The organism is Heliobacterium mobile, from assembly GCF_009720735.1.
Classification (GTDB): Bacteria; Bacillota; Desulfitobacteriia; order Heliobacteriales; family Heliobacteriaceae; genus Heliobacterium; species Heliobacterium mobile.
Genome location: NZ_WNKU01000002.1, coordinates 209596 through 227670 on the forward strand (window position 1 = coordinate 209596; position 18075 = coordinate 227670).

General features: G+C 50.3%; 17 protein-coding genes and 1 other annotated feature. Of the genes, 4 read left to right on the forward strand and 13 right to left on the reverse strand.

Going from position 1 to position 18075, the window contains the following annotated elements:
• Positions 1-2: 2 nt before the first annotated feature.
• The 13 genes from GJ688_RS03530 to GJ688_RS03590 form a co-directional block, all read right to left on the reverse strand.
• Positions 3-254 carry a hypothetical protein gene (locus tag GJ688_RS03530; protein ID WP_328597302.1) on the reverse strand — a complete coding sequence of 84 codons (252 nt, stop codon included), beginning with the start codon at positions 252-254 and terminating at the stop codon, positions 3-5.
• A gap of 161 nt (positions 255-415) precedes the next feature.
• Positions 416-1789 carry a hypothetical protein gene (locus GJ688_RS03535; RefSeq protein WP_155475148.1) on the reverse strand — a complete coding sequence of 458 codons (1374 nt, stop codon included), beginning with the start codon at positions 1787-1789 and terminating at the stop codon, positions 416-418.
• Between the two features lie 10 nt (positions 1790-1799).
• A complete protein-coding gene (locus tag GJ688_RS03540) occupies positions 1800-3086 on the reverse strand; it encodes an FAD-dependent oxidoreductase (RefSeq protein WP_170291618.1) in 1287 nt (428 codons plus the stop codon).
• Positions 3087-3098: 12 nt separating this feature from the next.
• Complete coding sequence (locus GJ688_RS03545) at positions 3099-4562, reverse strand: PLP-dependent aminotransferase family protein (protein ID WP_155475149.1); 1464 nt, start codon at positions 4560-4562, stop codon at positions 3099-3101.
• A 42-nt stretch (positions 4563-4604) separates the two neighbouring features.
• Entirely contained in the window at positions 4605-5066 is a 462-nt protein-coding gene (locus GJ688_RS03550) for a RidA family protein (protein ID WP_155475150.1), read from the reverse strand.
• A gap of 84 nt (positions 5067-5150) precedes the next feature.
• Positions 5151-5585, reverse strand: coding sequence for a DUF6917 domain-containing protein (locus tag GJ688_RS03555; protein WP_170291619.1), 435 nt, complete (start codon positions 5583-5585; stop codon positions 5151-5153).
• A gap of 178 nt (positions 5586-5763) precedes the next feature.
• Positions 5764-6399 (reverse strand): redox-sensing transcriptional repressor Rex, encoded by a 636-nt coding sequence (locus GJ688_RS03560; protein ID WP_170291620.1) that lies wholly within the window; start codon positions 6397-6399, stop codon positions 5764-5766.
• Between the two features lie 23 nt (positions 6400-6422).
• Complete coding sequence (locus GJ688_RS03565; RefSeq protein WP_155475152.1) at positions 6423-7421, reverse strand: inorganic phosphate transporter; 999 nt, start codon at positions 7419-7421, stop codon at positions 6423-6425.
• Entirely contained in the window at positions 7414-8043 is a 630-nt protein-coding gene (locus tag GJ688_RS03570; protein WP_207708742.1) for a DUF47 domain-containing protein, read from the reverse strand. Before GJ688_RS03570 ends, GJ688_RS03565 begins: the two co-directional genes overlap by 8 nt.
• Before the next feature lie 148 nt (positions 8044-8191).
• Complete coding sequence (locus GJ688_RS03575) at positions 8192-9538, reverse strand: bifunctional folylpolyglutamate synthase/dihydrofolate synthase (RefSeq protein WP_155475153.1); 1347 nt, start codon at positions 9536-9538, stop codon at positions 8192-8194.
• 2 nt (positions 9539-9540) lie between these two features.
• The gene (locus tag GJ688_RS03580) at positions 9541-12222 is read right to left on the reverse strand and encodes a valine--tRNA ligase (RefSeq protein ID WP_155475154.1); all 2682 of its coding nucleotides are present in this window, start codon (positions 12220-12222) and stop codon (positions 9541-9543) included.
• Between the two features lie 48 nt (positions 12223-12270).
• Positions 12271-12482: a binding site (T-box leader), on the reverse strand.
• 47 nt (positions 12483-12529) lie between these two features.
• Positions 12530-13495, reverse strand: a complete 966-nt coding sequence (meaB, locus tag GJ688_RS03585; RefSeq protein WP_155475155.1) for a methylmalonyl Co-A mutase-associated GTPase MeaB — start codon at positions 13493-13495, stop codon at positions 12530-12532.
• A gap of 279 nt (positions 13496-13774) precedes the next feature.
• Positions 13775-14680 (reverse strand): Mov34/MPN/PAD-1 family protein, encoded by a 906-nt coding sequence (locus GJ688_RS03590; RefSeq protein WP_170291621.1) that lies wholly within the window; start codon positions 14678-14680, stop codon positions 13775-13777.
• A gap of 110 nt (positions 14681-14790) precedes the next feature.
• Between GJ688_RS03590 and GJ688_RS03595 the strand changes: the two genes are divergently transcribed.
• From GJ688_RS03595 to GJ688_RS03610, 4 genes are all read left to right on the forward strand, one after another.
• Positions 14791-15195: a rhodanese-like domain-containing protein gene (locus GJ688_RS03595; RefSeq protein ID WP_155475157.1), complete on the forward strand. Its 405-nt coding sequence runs from the start codon at positions 14791-14793 to the stop codon at positions 15193-15195.
• A gap of 104 nt (positions 15196-15299) precedes the next feature.
• On the forward strand, positions 15300-16133 hold the full coding sequence (gene panB, locus GJ688_RS03600) for a 3-methyl-2-oxobutanoate hydroxymethyltransferase (protein WP_155475158.1): 834 nt from the start codon (positions 15300-15302) through the stop codon (positions 16131-16133).
• Positions 16134-16144: 11 nt separating this feature from the next.
• Positions 16145-17077 (forward strand): ketopantoate reductase family protein, encoded by a 933-nt coding sequence (locus GJ688_RS03605; RefSeq protein ID WP_155475159.1) that lies wholly within the window; start codon positions 16145-16147, stop codon positions 17075-17077.
• 32 nt (positions 17078-17109) lie between these two features.
• On the forward strand, positions 17110-18039 hold the full coding sequence (locus tag GJ688_RS03610; protein WP_170291622.1) for an L-lactate dehydrogenase: 930 nt from the start codon (positions 17110-17112) through the stop codon (positions 18037-18039).
• Positions 18040-18075: the final 36 nt, after the last annotated feature.

Sequence of the window (18075 nt, forward strand, 5' to 3'; positions counted from 1 at the left end):
CCTTAACCTCGCTTTTCCCCGTCATCGATTTGGCGCACCCAGGCATAATCCTGTCCAGGTCGATAAATATAGGCCCGGACACGGATCCTAGCACCAGGACCGCCAAAACGGATAAAAACCAAGTCCACATCTTGAAAGCCCAGCGACTTCATCAAACGGATCGCCAACTCTTTTCCTTCCTCTTCACTGGAGCAGACCAGAAAAGTCTCCAGATCGAGAGCATCCATGACGCGGGAAAGAACTCCCTGTGCCACCATATTTCCTCCTTTAGATCTCATCCATGGCATGAGCAGATCTTCTCGGATAAGTTGGGATTATTTTCTCCCTAGGAGGCTGTTTTTATTTCCCGGTAATAAAAAAGGAAAGACTCGCCGTAGAGATCGGCGAGTAGTTCCATCTTAAAACTTGTTGCCTTTTACATCAGGAAGATAGCAACCAATGTTGTCGCGGCGAGGCCAGCTATGACAGGGACAAAGTTGCGTCGTGCCAATTCGATGGGGTTTACTCCGGCAATAGCTGCCACGGGGATTAGACCCCAGGGAATGATGGTCCCACCGCCTGTCCATACCCCGGCAATTTGGCCAAGGGCTGCTAAAGTCGCTACATTTAATTCAACGGCCTTACCAAAAGTGGCTGCGATGGAGCCAACCAGCGGCAATGGAGAGAATCCAGAACCATCGAGACCGACGATCATTCCTGCCGCTAATTCGATGATGGCAATGAAGGCTTTGTTTAGCGGTACCGCAGAAGACAAAGCGAGTCCCACGTCTTCCAAAAAACCAGGGGCACCTTTTCCGAGGATTTGTGCTGATAGCTCTCCTTTGCCCAAGAAGAAGAATCCACCGATGATGATGACGGGAGCGAAGATTTTTATCCCAAACATGAACCCGTCTCGGACGAAATCGGTAATTTTCTCCAAAGACTCAACGCCATATTTGAGGATCGAACCTAATGCCAACAGCAGAGCTGCAGTGCCCCCGACTAGAGCCGTAGCATCACCGCCCTTAAGATCAAAGGCGAGCATGGCCCATACATCTGCGATGAAGGCTAAGGGTACTAGAACAGCAAAGACATAGGAAAGGTTTGTGATTTCCACTTGTTTTTGCTCTTTCTCAAAAGCCAGCCTCTCTTGGTCATGTTTGGCACGATTAGTATTAATGTCTCGCTTCACCTGAATATAGGCGATGATCGTCGTAACTAAAGCCATAACGATAATCAGCGGAACCGACGCACGGATCAAAGCCGACGGATCCAGGCCAGCCGCTTTAGCGGTAATCGTTGGTGCCCCTTGAATCACATAGTCTGTGGAAAGCCCGATACCGTGGCCAAAGAGGTTCATGGCCATCGCCGCTCCCATGGTCGGTAAACCGGCCCGGACGGCAATGGGAAGCATGATTCCACCGATGAGAGCCACTGCCGGTGAGGGCCAGACAAACCAGGAGACGATGAGCATGGCGATCCCCAGAATCCAAAAGGCGATATCGGCATTCACCATCAACTTGGCAGCGGGACGCATGATCAGGTAGTCAGCACCTAACTCTGTGAGTACTTTAGACATGGCTACGATTAGGGAGATGACCACGATAATCCCCAGAAACTCGGTACCTGCAACGACCAGAGCGTTAAAGACCGATTGGATCGCCCCAACCAGTTTCCCCGAATACATCCAACCGATGTGTAAAATACCGATGATACAGGGAATCAACGGATCTCGTCGCAAGCCCATGACGACGATCACGACGAGTACGTAAAAGAGAAAGATCCAGTGTAATGTTGTTAAGGTAACCATGCTTCACCTCCTAGGAGACCGGCTTGGCAAAGACATCAGAGAGACCCGCCGCACCTACTCGTTGACGAATAGCGTTGACATCCGTCGTATAAAGGCCTTTTTCCTGCATCCGTTGGAAATAAACAGAGCCGGAGAAGGTGTACTTTTTCGTGAGTCCCTCGTCAGTCTGCATCTGTTCGTTCACGTGAGCGATAGCATCTCCGACAGCAAGCGAAGGAGAAATTTCCAACAGCGGTTTGTTCAAGGTAAGGCGAACGGCGTTATGCCCAGCCAGTGTTCCTGTGACAATAGCCTCCGTGTGTCCCACCAGAAGACCCGCTTTCTCTCCGGCACAGAAGAGATTCTGTACGTCCCCTTTTACTTTGAGATGATTGTCGCGAGGACACATACCGATGTAACGCATAGAGTTACCGATACCGCCGGAATAGGGATCTTCAAAGCGAGCGTTTTCGAAGCCGGGAATATGACGAAGCTTGTCCAAAGGATAGTAAGGAGTCATCAGCTTCGCATGACCTGTATCCAAAAGGATCACGTTCTCGGCAAACTCTTTGAGCGCATATTGTTGGCATGCCTTTTTGGAGAGGGCGTCTTCCTTGCGCAGTTCTTCTGGAATCGGTACAACAGCCACGCCGGTTTTATTCAGGGTATCAATGATATCATCGCGAATGGAATCTTTGTGCAATTTACAAGAACCGGACATGGCACCGAAACTGCCATCTCCTTTTTTCCCGATGATCTCTTTAATTCCAGCTTTACCGGCGATAGATACGCGTCCGCCAAAGGTGGGACAACGATAGATACACATGGCGCAACCGTTGCCGTACTTGCCGCAGTTGCCTTGCGGTCCGGCAGTTCCGCTGGCGTCGATAAATACATCACCAGCGATCGCGTCGGTCTCGTCGATGACTACAGCGGTGATTTTAGAACCTTCCATGTGTATGTCCCGTACTCTTGCCAAGGTCCGAAATTCGATATTTTTATACTGGGACAAACGGTTGCGAACAGCTGGTTCTACCTTCGCTACGTCGTAGAGATTGGCATGTTTATGGCCTGGGAATTCGATGTTTTTATGGCGGGAGACCTGATCGCAAACTTCGAACAGGTCTCCACCACCCATGGCAAACATCTCTTCCGTAGCCGTAAAGCGGCCGTTGTTGCGCATGATACCGCCGACTAGACCAGTGCCCAGCAACATGTCAGTCCGTTCAAGCATAACAACATCGGCGCCAGCCTTTGCCGCTGCGATCGCTGCGGCACATCCAGCCCATCCTCCGCCGACAACTACTACTTTTGCCACGGCTTGACCTCCTTAAATCATTCCGGCGTGGCGTCCCACGATTTCCATCAATTTTACCAACGCGCGGACCCCATAGCGCATGTTATCTTCAATCAACTGGCCATTATCATCGCTGGTGCCGAGACCCGGCGAGATGAAAATGTTGGCATCGTAGGCGATCGTCGGAATGACACCCATCTGGGCTAGACCAGTCTGGAGGATGTTGCTGCCGGCATACATGTCTTCGATGGCGAAGATGGGTAAGCCCAAACCACCATCTTTCCATGTCCCTTCGTAGTTGACTTCCACAGTCTGGGAGTTGTACGATTTGCTGATCAAGAGACCTTTTTTAATGTTGGGATGGATCTGTTCGAATTCTTCCCGGACGATTCGCTCCAAGTCATCGACAGGCTTAGTCATCAGTTTCGGGTTATCTCGAAGGACTCGGAGGGCCTGGATCTGGCTGAGCAAAGCTTCTTTCCCCGGATCGAAGGTAACATACGCGGCTTTACCATAGGACGCCGTCGTGCCCCAGCGGTCACCATGTAAGCCCATGGCCCGGCGAATATGGGTCATCACATCTTCACGACCGATGACGAGTCCAGAAGTAGCCGCACCAGATGCCTTGTCCATCGCGTAAACAATCAAGTCTGCGTTGACTTTGCGCGGATCGGTGCCAACGAAGGGTATGCCCCAGGCGTTGTCGATCAGGTAAGGAACGTTGTATTCGTGAGCCAGTTCCCCGATACGCTTCATGAGTAAGGGCGCACCGTCGTCTTCTTTTATGCCGTATCCGTAACCAGGGGTGTCATAACCGAGCGATGCAAATCCCGTCAAGAAGGGAGCATGAACTTCGGCAGCCAAAGCCATTTGCTCAATGGACGCTTCAGGGTCTACTTCGGTCAACAAGGGAACGGGATGGGCTTTGACACCGTGAACAGGGTACTTCGCTCCGACGAGCGGCACGATGACTGTATCAAAATTGTTCTGCCGTTTGCCGTAGAAACCCATCTCACCGGCAGTTGTCCCGCGGTCGGCATAGAGGTCTTTGTATTTTGCCGGGAACGGGCGACCGTAAGCGCCCTGATGGTGCATGTGCTTTTCATAAGGGCAGATGTACCGAGCACGGTAGTTGTCACCGCGGCCCAGATTGGGTGGAGTCATCAAAGTATCAAAGCATAGCCACAGAGCCGCTTCACAAGTGCTGGTCGGAACAGGCTCCCACTCGTCGCCATAGACATCCTTGACGATCTCCCGAAGCTCATCGATCAGTTTGGCCAAGGGAATGACTTCTTTCCCGCCTTTTTCTGTAGCTTCGGCAATATCTCGACGAAGCGGGGCCGGGCATCCAGAGATCGCCCCAGTGAGGCCGAATTTACCTCTCAGTTGCGGGGGGATACCGATTTCATCGGCTGCCTTTTTCGCTTCCGCATAAATTTGCGGGATGCTAGCCTGCAGGTGTCTGTATAGTTGATACTTATATTTTAAGTTCGACATTGAGAGCCTCCTCGTTACCCTTTATGATTCGTTCTAGACTCATCAGGAGCCCACTTGTACGATCATTTCCACTTCTACAGCCGCATCTAAGGGGAGCTCGTTCACACCCACAGCCGATCGAGCATGCTGTCCTTTATCCCCAAATACACGGCCAAGCAGTTCGGAGGCGCCATTGACTACCCCCGGTTGACCTTGAAATCCCGGTGCGCTGTTGACAAAGCCGACAACTTTAACGATTTGTTTAATCTGATCGAGATTTCCAATCTGCCCTTTGATCACACTTAAACAGTTGAGGCAGCAAATCTTCGCAGCTTCGTACGCTTGTTCCGGGGTAACATCTTTTCCGACCTTGCCTTTATGCTTCAATTCCCCGTTGACAAAGGGTATCTGACCGGACGTATAGACATAGTCACCGACTTTGATGGCCGGCACATAAGCAGCGACCGGTTTCGGTGCATCCGGTATGGTCAGGCCCATTTCTTGCAGTTTCGCTTCAATGGACATGATTTTTCACCTCCTGATTTTTACTGGGCGGGACTCATCGATAGTTTCACCGCCTCCGGAAAAAACATGTGTATTTGGTTACCTTTAATCGGGGCTTTTGATCAATAGCTGTTGACCGATTTCAGCACCTAAGGACACCCCAGACAACCGATCTTCCGACTTAATGACGATATTGATATGATTGGGCATATGTGTTTCGTCAAATCCGGCAATGTGACCGAGCAGCTTTCCTTTTAAAAAAACGGGATCACCTGTCACGATGACACCACCACCCTTGACCTCAAAAAAAGCCAGGTAAGCGATACGGTCTACCTTCTTTCCAGGTCCGGCTTCCACTTCATCGGTCATAATGATCTCATGGATCTCGTCTTCTGCCAGTGCACGCGATATGGGCTTGATCAACTGAAGGCCGCGGTTCTCCAACTTGCCTTCTAAAATCGCCACCAGTTCCCCGACAACATCCTTTTTCTTCGCATAGGGATGGACCCGCAACATTCCCTGTGCATACGGATCAGACACCATAAAATCCCCCTTTGGGTAGGTATTTGCCCATGTTTTAGTCTTCCTGAATAAAAGGATTTAATGAGTTAAACACCGACCGGGAGAAGTAACTATCTAAAAGTCCGGGTAAAATAAAGAAAGCCTCTAACCAGCCAGCAAGGCCGGTTAGAGGCTTTCTTCCCTTGAGTAGGAGATGTTAAAATTTTCTCCTCGAACCTAAATTAAAGGTAAGGACTTCTAAGTTCACCGATAAATCAACGTTTCGAAGTTCCACATGGGGAGGAAGGGTAAGTACACAAGGCGCAAAGTTTAGTATGGCACTGACACCAGCTGCTACAAGCTTGTCCGCTACTTGTTGGGCTTCCGTAGCCGGAACGGTGATGATGCCAATCCCTACTTGTTTTTCTCGAATTATACTTTCCAGTTCCTCCAGAGGACGAACGGTGAGTCCGCTCAGTTCCCGCCCCACTTTCGCTGCGTCAGCATCAAAGATACCAACGATGTCAAAACCGCGTTCTCTAAATCCGCGGTACATCGTCAGGGCCGAACCTAAATAGCCAATTCCGACGATGACCACACGCCATTCCCGGTTTAGTCGTAATATGTTGAGAATATGACTCTGCAATTCACCAACATTATAACCGACTCCGCGGGTTCCAAATTCTCCGAAATAGGCCAGGTCCTTACGAACGTGAGCCGGGCTGACTCCAACACCTTCGGCAATCTCTCCCGAGGAGATCATCTCCACTCCCCGCTCCTCCACTTGGCTCAGATACCGAGAGTACATAGATAAGCGGATAATGGTGGCTTCGGGGATTTTCAGGGTTTTCACGCCTAATTCCCTTCTTTCTTTAACTAGACACCTAAGAGGAAATGAATCACTGTATATGATAATGCAGCCACTGCGGCGGAGGCGGGAATCGTTAAAATCCAGGCAGATACGATCTGCTTAGCCACACCCCAGCGAACAGCAGAAACCCGTTTGGCTGATCCTACTCCCATAATACAAGATGAGACAACGTGAGTGGTACTCACAGGCATCCCAAACATGGAAGCACCATAAATTACGAAAGAGGAGCTTAAATCAGCTGCAAATCCATTGACAGGTTCCAACTTGACGATACGCCCGCCCATGGTGCGGATGATCTTCCATCCTCCTACGGCAGTTCCCAAGGCCATGGCCATGGCGCAAGCGATGATTGTCCACTTCGGAACTTCAAAAACGGGGATCATGCCGGCACTGAAGAGGGCCATCGTGATGATCCCCATTGATTTTTGGGCATCATTCGAACCATGGGAAAAAGCTGCTGCCGTGGCGGCGAGCACCTGTAATCGTAAGAATCGACGATTGACTCGCCCAGGTGTCGAGTTCCTTGATATCCACCAAAGGGCAGTCATGACAAAGTAGCCGACAATCAAGCCTGCAATAGGCGATGCAATCAAAACGAAAATGATCTTCTGAATGCCAGCCAGTTTTAGACTTGAGAATCCCTGACCAGCTACGACAGCGCCAATGACTCCACCAATCAAGGCGTGAGAACTTGAAGACGGAATCCCATAGTACCACGTCAGAAGGTTCCATAAGATAGCAGAAACCAAAGCAGCCAAGATTACTGATTGGGTAATTCCGGAAGGATTCGCGATATCAGATCCGATCGTTTTCGCGACAGCCGTACCGGAAAGGGCACCGATAAAGTTCATGGTAGCCGCCAGAATCACTGCATGGTTAGGTGCGATAGCGCGAGTCGACACTGATGTAGCTACCGCATTCGCCGTATCGTGAAATCCGTTGATATAATCAAAGGCGAGAGCTGTAAAGACGATGACAAAGACGATGATTTCAAAACTAGGCATTCTTCATGGCTACCCCTTTGACGATTTTTGCCACGTGCTCACAAACATCAGTCGCATCTTCTACCCGTTCTAATATCTCTTTCCATTTTATAAGCTCAATGGGATCTTTAAGTTCGTTAAAAAGATGGGCAACACCGCGACGATAGAGGCGGTCTCCCTCACTTTCGCATTGTTTGATTTTGGCACATCCCTCGAGAATCGCTTCTTGGTTCTTGCGAATATTACGTAAGGCAGCAATAACTTCCGCTAACTTTTCCGTCGCTTGAGATAGTACGCCAGCCAATTTGATAAAATCTTCCGAAGGTTGTGACGTTTGGTAGAGGTACATCCGTTCTATCGTGCCATGGATGTTATCTAAAATATCGTCGAGACGGTTACCGAGAAGGTAGATATCTTCACGGTCAATTGGAGTGATGAAGGTTTGGTTGAGTTGCTCGGTGATGCTGGCGGTAATATCATCGCCTTGATGTTCCACCTCAGTGATCTCAGCCATTTTTACAGAGAGTTGCTGGTAATCGTTCAACAATGATAGTAGTACTTTGGCCCCTTTATCGACAGTCCGGGCGCTTTGTTCCAAGAGATCAAAGAACTTGTCTTCACGGGGTTTCAGTGAAAGCAACATAGTAGTTCTTTACCTTCTTCCTCGTAATTTAAGCATTTTTTAACAATTATAATGGATTCATCACAGATACCTCAACTATTATAACAGCAGAAAATGAGATGGTGAAGGTACCATCTCATTTTCTGTCACTTTTCGACGTTTTTAGTTTTTAGCACTTTTGCCTGATGTATTCTCTGGCTTCGGCAACCATATAAAGGGAGCCTGTAACAACGATCAAAGTTTTATCGGAATATCCCTTTAACTGCTGCGCTTCCGACCACGCTTGATCCACAGCGTCCCGCACATCGGGCATAACTTGTACCTGAGAACAATAGCGGGAAACGTTCGCAGCCAACTGCTCCCAATCGCCGGAGCGGGGGTTGTTCGGACGGGTAACGATGACGGTTTGGGCTAAGGGCGCGAGCAGTTCCACCACTTTTTCACGCTCTTTATCAGCTAACATCCCGATCAGCAGCACTTTGTTCCAGTCGGGATAGTCTTCCTTAAGGGTCTGGGCAAGCGTCTGCGCTCCGGCCACGTTGTGTGCACCATCGAGCAGGAATTGTCCGAATCGTTCCTGCCGACCAGGCCAAGTTACTCGCCCTAAGCCCTCCTGAAGATGCTTTTCCTCCCAAAGGAATCCCTTTTGTAGAACCGTTTCTAAGAGTGCCACTGCCGTCGCCAGATTGGCTTGTTGATGTTTCCCTGCCAGCGGGGGCATCAACGGTCCATAGTGGCCGATTCGGCCATGGATGACCATTTCCTTGCCGCCTTCGACAGGCTCCCAAATCACTTTATGACATTGATTCATCAAAGTATGGGAAAGGTCCCTCTCTTGGGCTGCTACCTGAACGAGGGGGGCTCCTACAGCTTCTGCCGTCGAAGACAGTACTTGTAAAACATCACTGTTTTCAGAGGCAGTAATTAGTGGAACGCCCGGTTTGATAATCCCGGCTTTCACGGCGGCGATATCTCGCAAAGTATGACCAAGATAATCCATGTGGTCCATAGAAACGTTGGTGATACAGGTTACGATGGGGTTGACCACGTTGGTTGAATCGATCGATCCACCGAGACCCACTTCCAGAACGACGATATCCGCTGCTTGGTGAGCAAAATACATAAAAGAAAGGGCCGTCCACACTTCAAATTCGGTGGGATGTTCATATCCTTCGGCTACCATGGCGTCCAGGTGTGGCCGGAACTGATCGATCAGTTGGGCCACATCCCCTTGCGTGATTGATTTTCCGTTGATTTGGGTCCGTTCTGTGTAGCAGTGCATATGAGGAGAGGTAAAGAGGCCGACACGGTATCCAGCCGCCTCAAGTACCCGGGCGACCATCACAGAGGTAGACCCTTTGCCGTTCGTACCACCGATGTGGATATAGGCCGGCCGCTCTTTTACGTGAGGATCGTCAAGCCGGTGCAGCAGTTCGGTGATTCGTTCCAGCCCGAGATTAAAACCGAATTTTGTCAAATCCTTTAAATAGGCTAGTGCTTCCTCGAAGGTTGTCATGTCTATCCCAAGGCGGTTAGACCGCGAAGGCGTTCTTCCAGGGCAGTTTTTTTCTTGAGAGCTTCCCTTTCCTTTTCCCGCTCTTTCGCTACAACGTCGGCAGGGGCTTTCGCCACAAAGCCGGGATTGTTCAGTTTGTTACCTAGACGGCGAATCTCTTCTTCGGTGGCACGCAGTTCTTTCGTCAGGCGGTCGATCTCTTTCGTCAGATCGATGAGATCTTTTAAAGGCACATAGACAGTCACATCACCGACGATGGCCGTAACGGCCCCTTCCGGCTGCCCATAAGTGACCCCTTCGATCTTCACTTCCGAAGCGTTGGCCAGATTCGCCACAAGCGCTGAGCCTTGGGCGAGCAGACGGCGGTTCTCTTCGTTAGAGGATACCAAGATGATCTCAGCCCGTTTTCCAGGAGCCACATTCATCTCCGCACGGATATTGCGAACAGCCCGGATCACTTCCATCAAAAGGCCCATTTCGTTTTCCACCGAGTCGTCGATGAATTCGGCCTGGGCTGCAGGCCACGAGGAGACCATGATGGACTGACCGTGGTGGGGAAGCTGCTGCCAAATCTCTTCCGTCAAGAAGGGCATGAAGGGATGTAAGAGTTGCATGGTGCCTCGGAGGACATGAGAAAGCACTTTCTGAGCTGTCTGTCGCGATTTGACGGCATCCTTCACAGAAGCGTCTTTTCCGTAGAGTCTAGGTTTGACCAGTTCGATGTACCAGTCGCAGTATTCGCTCCAGAGGAAGTCATAAATCGCCCGGGCCCCTTCACCAATGTCGTAGGTTTCCAAGGCTTTGTTAACATCGCCGATGAGTCGGTTATAGCGGGAAAGAATCCACCGATCAGCCAGGGTTAATTCCCCCCAGCTCTCATGGGGATCAAATCCCTCCAGGTTCATCAGGACAAAGCGAGAAGCGTTCCATATCTTATTGGCGAAATTGCGAGTCGCTTCCAGCCGCTCAAAATGGAAGCGGATGTCATTGCCGGGCGTATTACCGGTGACCAACATAAAGCGCAGTGTATCCGCACCATACTGTTCGATCACTTCAATGGGATCGACACCGTTGCCTAGGGATTTCGACATCTTGCGGCCTTGCGAATCTAGAATCAACCCATGGATGAAGACTTCCCGGAAGGGGACTTCATGCATAAATTCAAGGCCCATAAAGACCATCCGGGCGACCCAGAAGAAGATGATGTCCCGGCCAGTGACCAATACGGAAGTGGGGTAGTACTTCTTCACTTCAGCCGTCTCATTAGGCCAACCCATCGTCGAGAAGGGCCAGAGACCGGAAGAGAACCATGTATCGAGAACATCGGAATCTTGCTCAAAATGGACAGCACCGCATTTGGGACAAACTTCCGGCAAACCTTCTTCTTTGCCGCAATAGATATAGTCACAATCTTGACAGTACCAGACGGGAATGCGATGGCCCCACCAGAGCTGCCGGGAGATACACCAGTCGCGGATATTTTCCAGCCAGCCGAGGTAAATCTTCGTGAACCGTTCCGGTATAAAGGTCATCCGGCCGTCCTTGACGACCTCCATGGCTGGTTCAGCGAGCGGTTTCATGCGGACAAACCACTGAGGCGAAACCATGGGCTCAACGACAGTGTCACAACGATAGCATTGGCCGACAGCATGAACATGCTCATCCACTTTAACGAGATAGCCTTGGCTTTCCAAGTCTTTGACGATCTGTTTCCGGCATTCATACCGTTCCATACCGCTGTAGGGACCAGCCTCTTCGTTCATCATAGCCTCTTTGGTCATCACCGAGATTTGCGGTAAGTGGTGGCGCAAACCTACCTCAAAATCGTTCGGATCATGAGCCGGCGTGATCTTGACTACACCCGTTCCAAAAGAGGGATCTACATATTCGTCAGCGACAACAGGAATCTCACGGTTCAAAATCGGCAAGATGACTTTTTTGCCGATAAGACTCTTGTACCGTTCGTCATCTGGATGAACGGCTACGGCCGTATCACCGAGCATCGTCTCCGGACGGGTGGTGGCGACCACTATTTCCCCATCACCGTCTTTTACAGGATAGCGGATGTGCCAAAGATGGCCGCCTTTTTCTGCATGCTCCACCTCAATGTCGGAGATGGTCGTTTGACACTTGGGGCACCAGTTGATGATCCGGTTTCCCCGATAAATAAGCCCCTTCTCAAAAAGACGGACGAAGACCTCCTGAACGGCTTGGGAACAACCCTCGTCCATGGTGAAGCGTTCTCGGCTCCAATCACAGGAAGTTCCCAGGTAGCGAAGCTGAGAAGTGATACGATTGCCGTATTGATGTTTCCAATCCCAGACTCGTTCAAGGAACTTTTCGCGCCCCAAGTCGTATTTCGACTGGCCTTCAGATGCTAAAGACTCTTCTACTTTCGCTTGTGTGGCGATACCGGCATGGTCGGTGCCGGGAACCCAGAGCGTGTTGAATCCTTGCATCCGTTTCCAGCGAACGAGAATATCTTGCAAGGTGTTGTCGAGAGCGTGGCCGAGATGTAAGCTTCCCGTCACGTTTGGCGGCGGCATGACGACAGAAAAAGGCTCTCCGTCAGCATTTACATCAGCCCGGAATAAGTTATTTTCTGTCCAATACTGGTACCATTTTCCTTCAACCTGCTTCGGTTCGTAGATCTTTGGCAAACCCTCTTTGTTGGCTTCAGTCATGTTCTCTCTGTTACCCTCCTTAGATCATCAAAAAAGAGCATTCCATCCTCAAAGGACGGAATGCTCCGTGGTACCACCTTTGTTCTTTCATTCCACTCTCAGAGGGATGAAAAAGCACTCTACGGGCGATAACGGACCCATACCGGCCGCATAACGGCACTCCGGGGCGACTTTCCACCGGATCACCCAGCAACCTTTCAGCCGAGGGTTGCCTCTCTGCAGGGTTTAAGCGGTGTACTCCTCCCCATCTTCGATTTGTCGGAGATGGTTTTATCATATCATAGTGAGCCATCAAGATTTTGTCAAGTTATTCCTGACGGACCAGGCCTTTATCAACGATATCTATCGCTGCCGAATGGGGGTCGATCGTCCGCTCTAAGACCTGTTCTAACAGCTTATCCCAAAGTCCGCTTTTTACTACCTTGTTCCGAATGAGGTCTTTGATGTGGTGCTCAATAATTTCGCTCAGTTCTAACTTCACTCGGTTTTTGCGTTCCTCGTTCAATTGACCCGATGCTTCCAGATGATTGCGGTGAGCCAGAATCGCATCGAGCAAGTCCTCGATACCTGCGGAACGCATGGCTACGGTACGAACGACTGGCGGTCTCCATGTTTGCGAACCGCCTGAGCGAGAACGCTGACTCAGATCTAACATGACTTCCACTTCCGTTACGACCCGGTCTGCACCTTCCAAATCAGCCTTATTGACAGCGAACACATCGGCGATTTCCATGATACCCGCTTTGATCGCTTGGATAGAATCACCGGCACCAGGCGTTAAGACCACGACAGTCGTATCAGCCGCCGTCATAATCTCCAGTTCAGACTGGCCCACACCGACCGTCTCAACGAGAATGAAATCACAGCCAAAAGCGTCAAGAACTTTCAATACTTCTTTCGTCGACCGGGCAAGCCCGCCGAGACTGCCTCGAGTGCCCATGGAACGAATAAAGACACCTTTATCATTATAATGATCGTTCATGCGGATACGGTCGCCTAATATGGCACCGCCCGTGAAAGGGCTCGTCGGATCGACAGCTACAACACCGACTTTTTTCCCCCGTTTGCGCAGGGCCGAGATGATTTGGTCAGTTAAGCTTGATTTACCGGCTCCGGGAGATCCCGTAATCCCGATGATATAGGCATTTCCCGTATGTGGATGAAGAGCCTTGAGCACTTCTTGTTTTTCAGGACCGTCATTTTCGATCAATGTGATCATTTTAGCGGCAACACGCCGTTCACCAGCGAGCAAGGCAGGTACTTGATCCAGCATAAATGCACCACCTGTATTTATTAAATGGGCCATTTTTCTTTCAGAACGATTGCACATGATCGCAGTATCTGAGGTGTAATGACGGAGTGAGCGTTTTGGGCGGAACGGCGTCGCGAGCGATGGTTGCGAGAGGAAAAGCGCGCCACGGTTCACATGCAGAATAGCCCAGAGGTTTGGCGCGCCCGCGTAGCAACCGAGCGAACAGCCCTGGAGCCCTTAGCGAGCGGAGTCATTACACCCAGATCTTCCACAAATGCAACGCTAAGTGCAAGACTTCTGTTATTTATTCATGAAAAACGTGTATACACCTACGGTAACCAGGGCAGCACCAATGAATACAAGCAGGCCGAGCCCAAGGGTGACAAGCATTCGTTTCCACGGTCGTTCTTCCCGGTAGGATGTCTGCCGGATTTGACGAGCCTGGATAGGTGGTTCCTTCATCGGATCCTTCTGAGGCCGTGGAGTTCCTTTTTGGGCATTATCTTCGGAAAGATTCACCTTTTGGGGAGTGGACAAAGCCGGTTGCGGATTCGGCAGACGAACCGTCTCCTCGAGACCTTCATCGATAATCGTGACCACCGGTGGTTGCTTCTTGATCTGATTCGATGCCTCCCATTTTATTGAGGGAGATCCGCTAGCAGGGGCAGGATTTTGCAAAGGCTGCGAAGAACGAATGGAAGCGGTAACAGACTGGCTGCGGGCTGTCCGTACAACCCGGAGGACTTGCCAGTCCTCGGTAGCCACCATGGTTCCCTGTTTCCATCGGAAAATGCCTTGTTTATCCGTATGCGTATCCATAACCCAAGCAATATGCCAAGGCTTAGGAAAGAATGACTCCTGGTTCGTCAAATCCTGTCCGGAAAAGAAGATTCCACATCCTTGGTGGCTGTGAACCCAACCGACCACTTGAAGTTTCGGGAATTGTTTTCGCATCTGTTCCCAAGTTTCCCAGGTAGCTTCAGTCAACTTCAAACTGGTATGTACCGGTTCGGCGTGGTGAGCTGGTAGAAAGGCTTCCACCCGAACTAACGCGCCAAGACGCCCGTTCTTTTCCTGAAAAAAAACATTCCCCAGTAAGAGACCTCCAGCCTCAGAGCCACTGCGCTTTAGGGCTTCGGTCGTCTCTCCAAAAGCTTTTTCCAGGATCTCTACTTTGACGCTATCGACGCGAATCTCTTCGCTCATCCTTAATCTTACCCCTTTCCCCATAGCGCTACCATTATATCCCCAGAATAATGTTAGATTCAATTGTTTTTGGCAGAAGCAAAAAAAGAAAGAAAAAATGAGGTGATTTTATGGAATCTATACTGCCATTTTTCGAGTTTTTAGTCATTATTCTTTTAGCTTTCGTCTTTGCCCGCTATATGTTCGACCTGGGAGTCGACGGCGTATCTTATTCAGATGCGGTAAAAATCCTTCAGGATGAGGACTCTTCTTTGCTGCTCGATGTACGAACGAAAAAAGAGTTTGCAACCGGTCACCCTCCCGGGGCAGTGAATATTCCCGTGCAAGAACTAAAAAACCGTCTCGATCTGTTAATGCCCCATAAAGACAAAAGGATCATCGTCATCTGTGCCAGCGGAATGCGAAGTCGGATGGCATTGCGGTTACTTCGTAAGGCAGGTTTTCCGGCTGTGAAAAATTTTCAGGGCGGAATGTCCTCCTGGAAAGGGAAAGTCGAAAGGCCTATGGCAAGGTAAAAATCAGTCTTGTTCGATTTTTTTCGGGATTTTTCCTAATGGATATTTCCCTGGTCATCACAGATTGGTTACACTATCTGTAACCGACACAGGAGGGATACAAATTGAAGAAAAAGATCACCTTACCTCAGTTTAAGGTACGAAAAGAACAAGGAAAAAAGTTCCGCATGGTCACCGCCTATGATTATCCCTTTGCCCAGTTAGTCGATGAGAGCGAAGTGGAAGTCATCCTTGTTGGTGACTCTCTCGGCATGGTTGTTTTAGGCTATGACAGCACAGTACCTGTTACCTTGGAGGAAATGATCCATCACTGCCGACCTGTGGTGAAAGGAGCCCCCCATACTCTCGTCGTGGCGGACATGCCCTTTGGCACCTACAATATATCTAAGGAAGATGCGATCCGTAACGCCAACCGGATGCTGAAGGAGAGCGGTATCGAAGCGGTAAAACTGGAAGGTGGCAAAAAGGTTGCCCCTATTGTAGAAGCTATCGTCGATGCCGGTATTCCTGTGATGGGACATATTGGACTGACACCTCAAACGGCAGCTCAACTCGGCGGCTTTAAAGTACAGGGAAAAACTGAAGAGGCTGCGCAACAGTTGTTGGAAGATGCCTTAGCCCTGGAAAAAGCCGGCGCTTTTAGTCTCGTTATCGAATGCGTACCTGCCGATGTGGCCAGAAGGATCACAGAAGCTTTGTCCATCCCGACAATCGGCATCGGCGCAGGACCGTACTGTGACGGTCAGGTGCTCGTCATTCAAGATATGCTGGGTATGTTTGATCGCTTTACTCCGAAGTTCGTCAAGAAATACGCCAATATCGGACCGACTATCAAGGAAGCTCTTAACACTTATGCCCAGGAAGTATCCGATGGAACCTTCCCCGGGCCGGAATATAGCTTTGGCATGGATTCGAACGAATTGAAGCGTTTATATTGATGAGGTGACATATGAGATTCGCCGTATACGGTGCCGGGGCCATGGGCTGCCTGTACGGCGGCCTCTTGGCCAAATCAGGTGTAGATGTGTTTCTGATTAACCGCTGGGAAGACCATGTACAAGCGCTCAGTGAGCGAGGTCTGGTCATTGAAGCTGTTGAGGGTACAGAGGTTATCCCTGTACAGACGACGACTCGGCCGGAAGAGGTAGGACCAGTCGATGTGATTCTTTTTATGGTCAAGTCTAACGATACAGCCTCTGCAGCCTTATCAGCAGCGCCCCTCGTCAAGGCAGGAACTTGTTTTTTGACTTTGCAAAACGGCCTGGGAAACCATGAAGTACTCGCCGACCAGTGGGGTCCCGAACGAATTCTCGCGGGGACGACTTCATTCGGCGTTTCCCTGACAGGGCCCGGCCGTATACGTTTGGCTGGCCGAGGTCACACCCTTTTCGGCGAATTGGACGGTCGAATGACTCCTCGGTTGCTTTCCCTTGTCGAGATTTTTGCCAGAGCGGGACTCGCGCCGGAGGCAAGTCAAAATGTTCTGGGCCTCATCTGGGACAAGTTGTTGATCAATGTGGGCATCAATGCCTTGACCGCCATTGCCGATGTACCTAATGGAAAGCTCTTGGAAGTGCCTCCATTAACATCTCTGTTGGAAGCCGCTGTCCAAGAAGCGGAGGCGGTAGCCCAGGCAGCCCATATCACGATCAGTCCCCAACCTGTGAACCGAACAAAGGCTGTCGCCTTGTCCACAGGGAAAAACATATCCTCCATGCGCCAAGATCTCCGCAGAGGCCGTATGACCGAAATTGACGTCATGAACGGCGCGATTGTCCGGTTAGGCCAAAAATATAACATACCAACACCCGTCAATGCGACCCTAACTCGTCTAGTAGAAGCCTTGACGCTAATATCAAGGGCAAGGCAAAGTTTTCGGTAAGCGGGCATACTAGGGGACGAGGTGAATGATTGGTGGATGTACGAATTTCCATTATAGGAACTGGACTCGTAGGATCGTCGACCGCCTTTGCCCTCCTAAGCGCAGGAACCGCATCCGAACTCGTCCTCGTCGATATTGACCGGCAAAAAGCCGAAGGCGACGCGATGGATTTAAATCATGGCGTCTCCTTTGTCAGCCCTGTTCAGGTGCGAGCCGGTGATTTTTCTGATTGCAAAGGCTCACGTATCGTCATCTATGCAGCCGGGGCTAACCAAAAACCGGGCGAAACCCGCTTGGACTTAGCAGCGCGAAATGTATCCATCTTAAAAGACACGATTCCAAAACTTCAAAAAGCTTGTCCTGATGCCATCTTTTTGATCGTAGCTAACCCGGTTGATATCCTGACCTATGCCGCGTTGAAGGAAAGTGGCCTTCCGCCTCATCAGATCATCGGTTCAGGAACCGTTTTAGACAGTTCTCGTTTCCGTTTTCTCCTCAGCCAGCATTTCGGTGTGGACGCCCGTAACGTCCATGCTTACATCGTCGGTGAACACGGCGATACGGAGGTCCCCCTCTGGAGTTTAGCTAATATTGGCGGTGCCGATCTGCACCACATCGATTTCTTTGGTAAAGCGCCACTCGATCGTCAAGCCATTTTCAATGATGTGAAAAATGCTGCCTATCAAATTATCGAACGCAAAGGGGCCACTTTTTACGGCATCGCTCTAGCTGTTCGCCGCATCTGCGAAACCATCTTGCGAGACGAGCATTCCGTATTGACCGTCTCAAGCCGAGTCAACGGTTTGTACGGGATTAACGATGTCTGCTTAAGCCTCCCTTGCTTAGTTACCGCTACAGGGCGGGAAACGATCCTCGATTTGCCTCTATCTTTTGAAGAAGAAAGATCTCTCCGTGATAGTGCCTCCAGCTTGCGTGCTGTCTTAAACGATTTAGGCTATTAAAAATAGAGGTTGCTTCCGAGTGGAAGCAACCTCTAT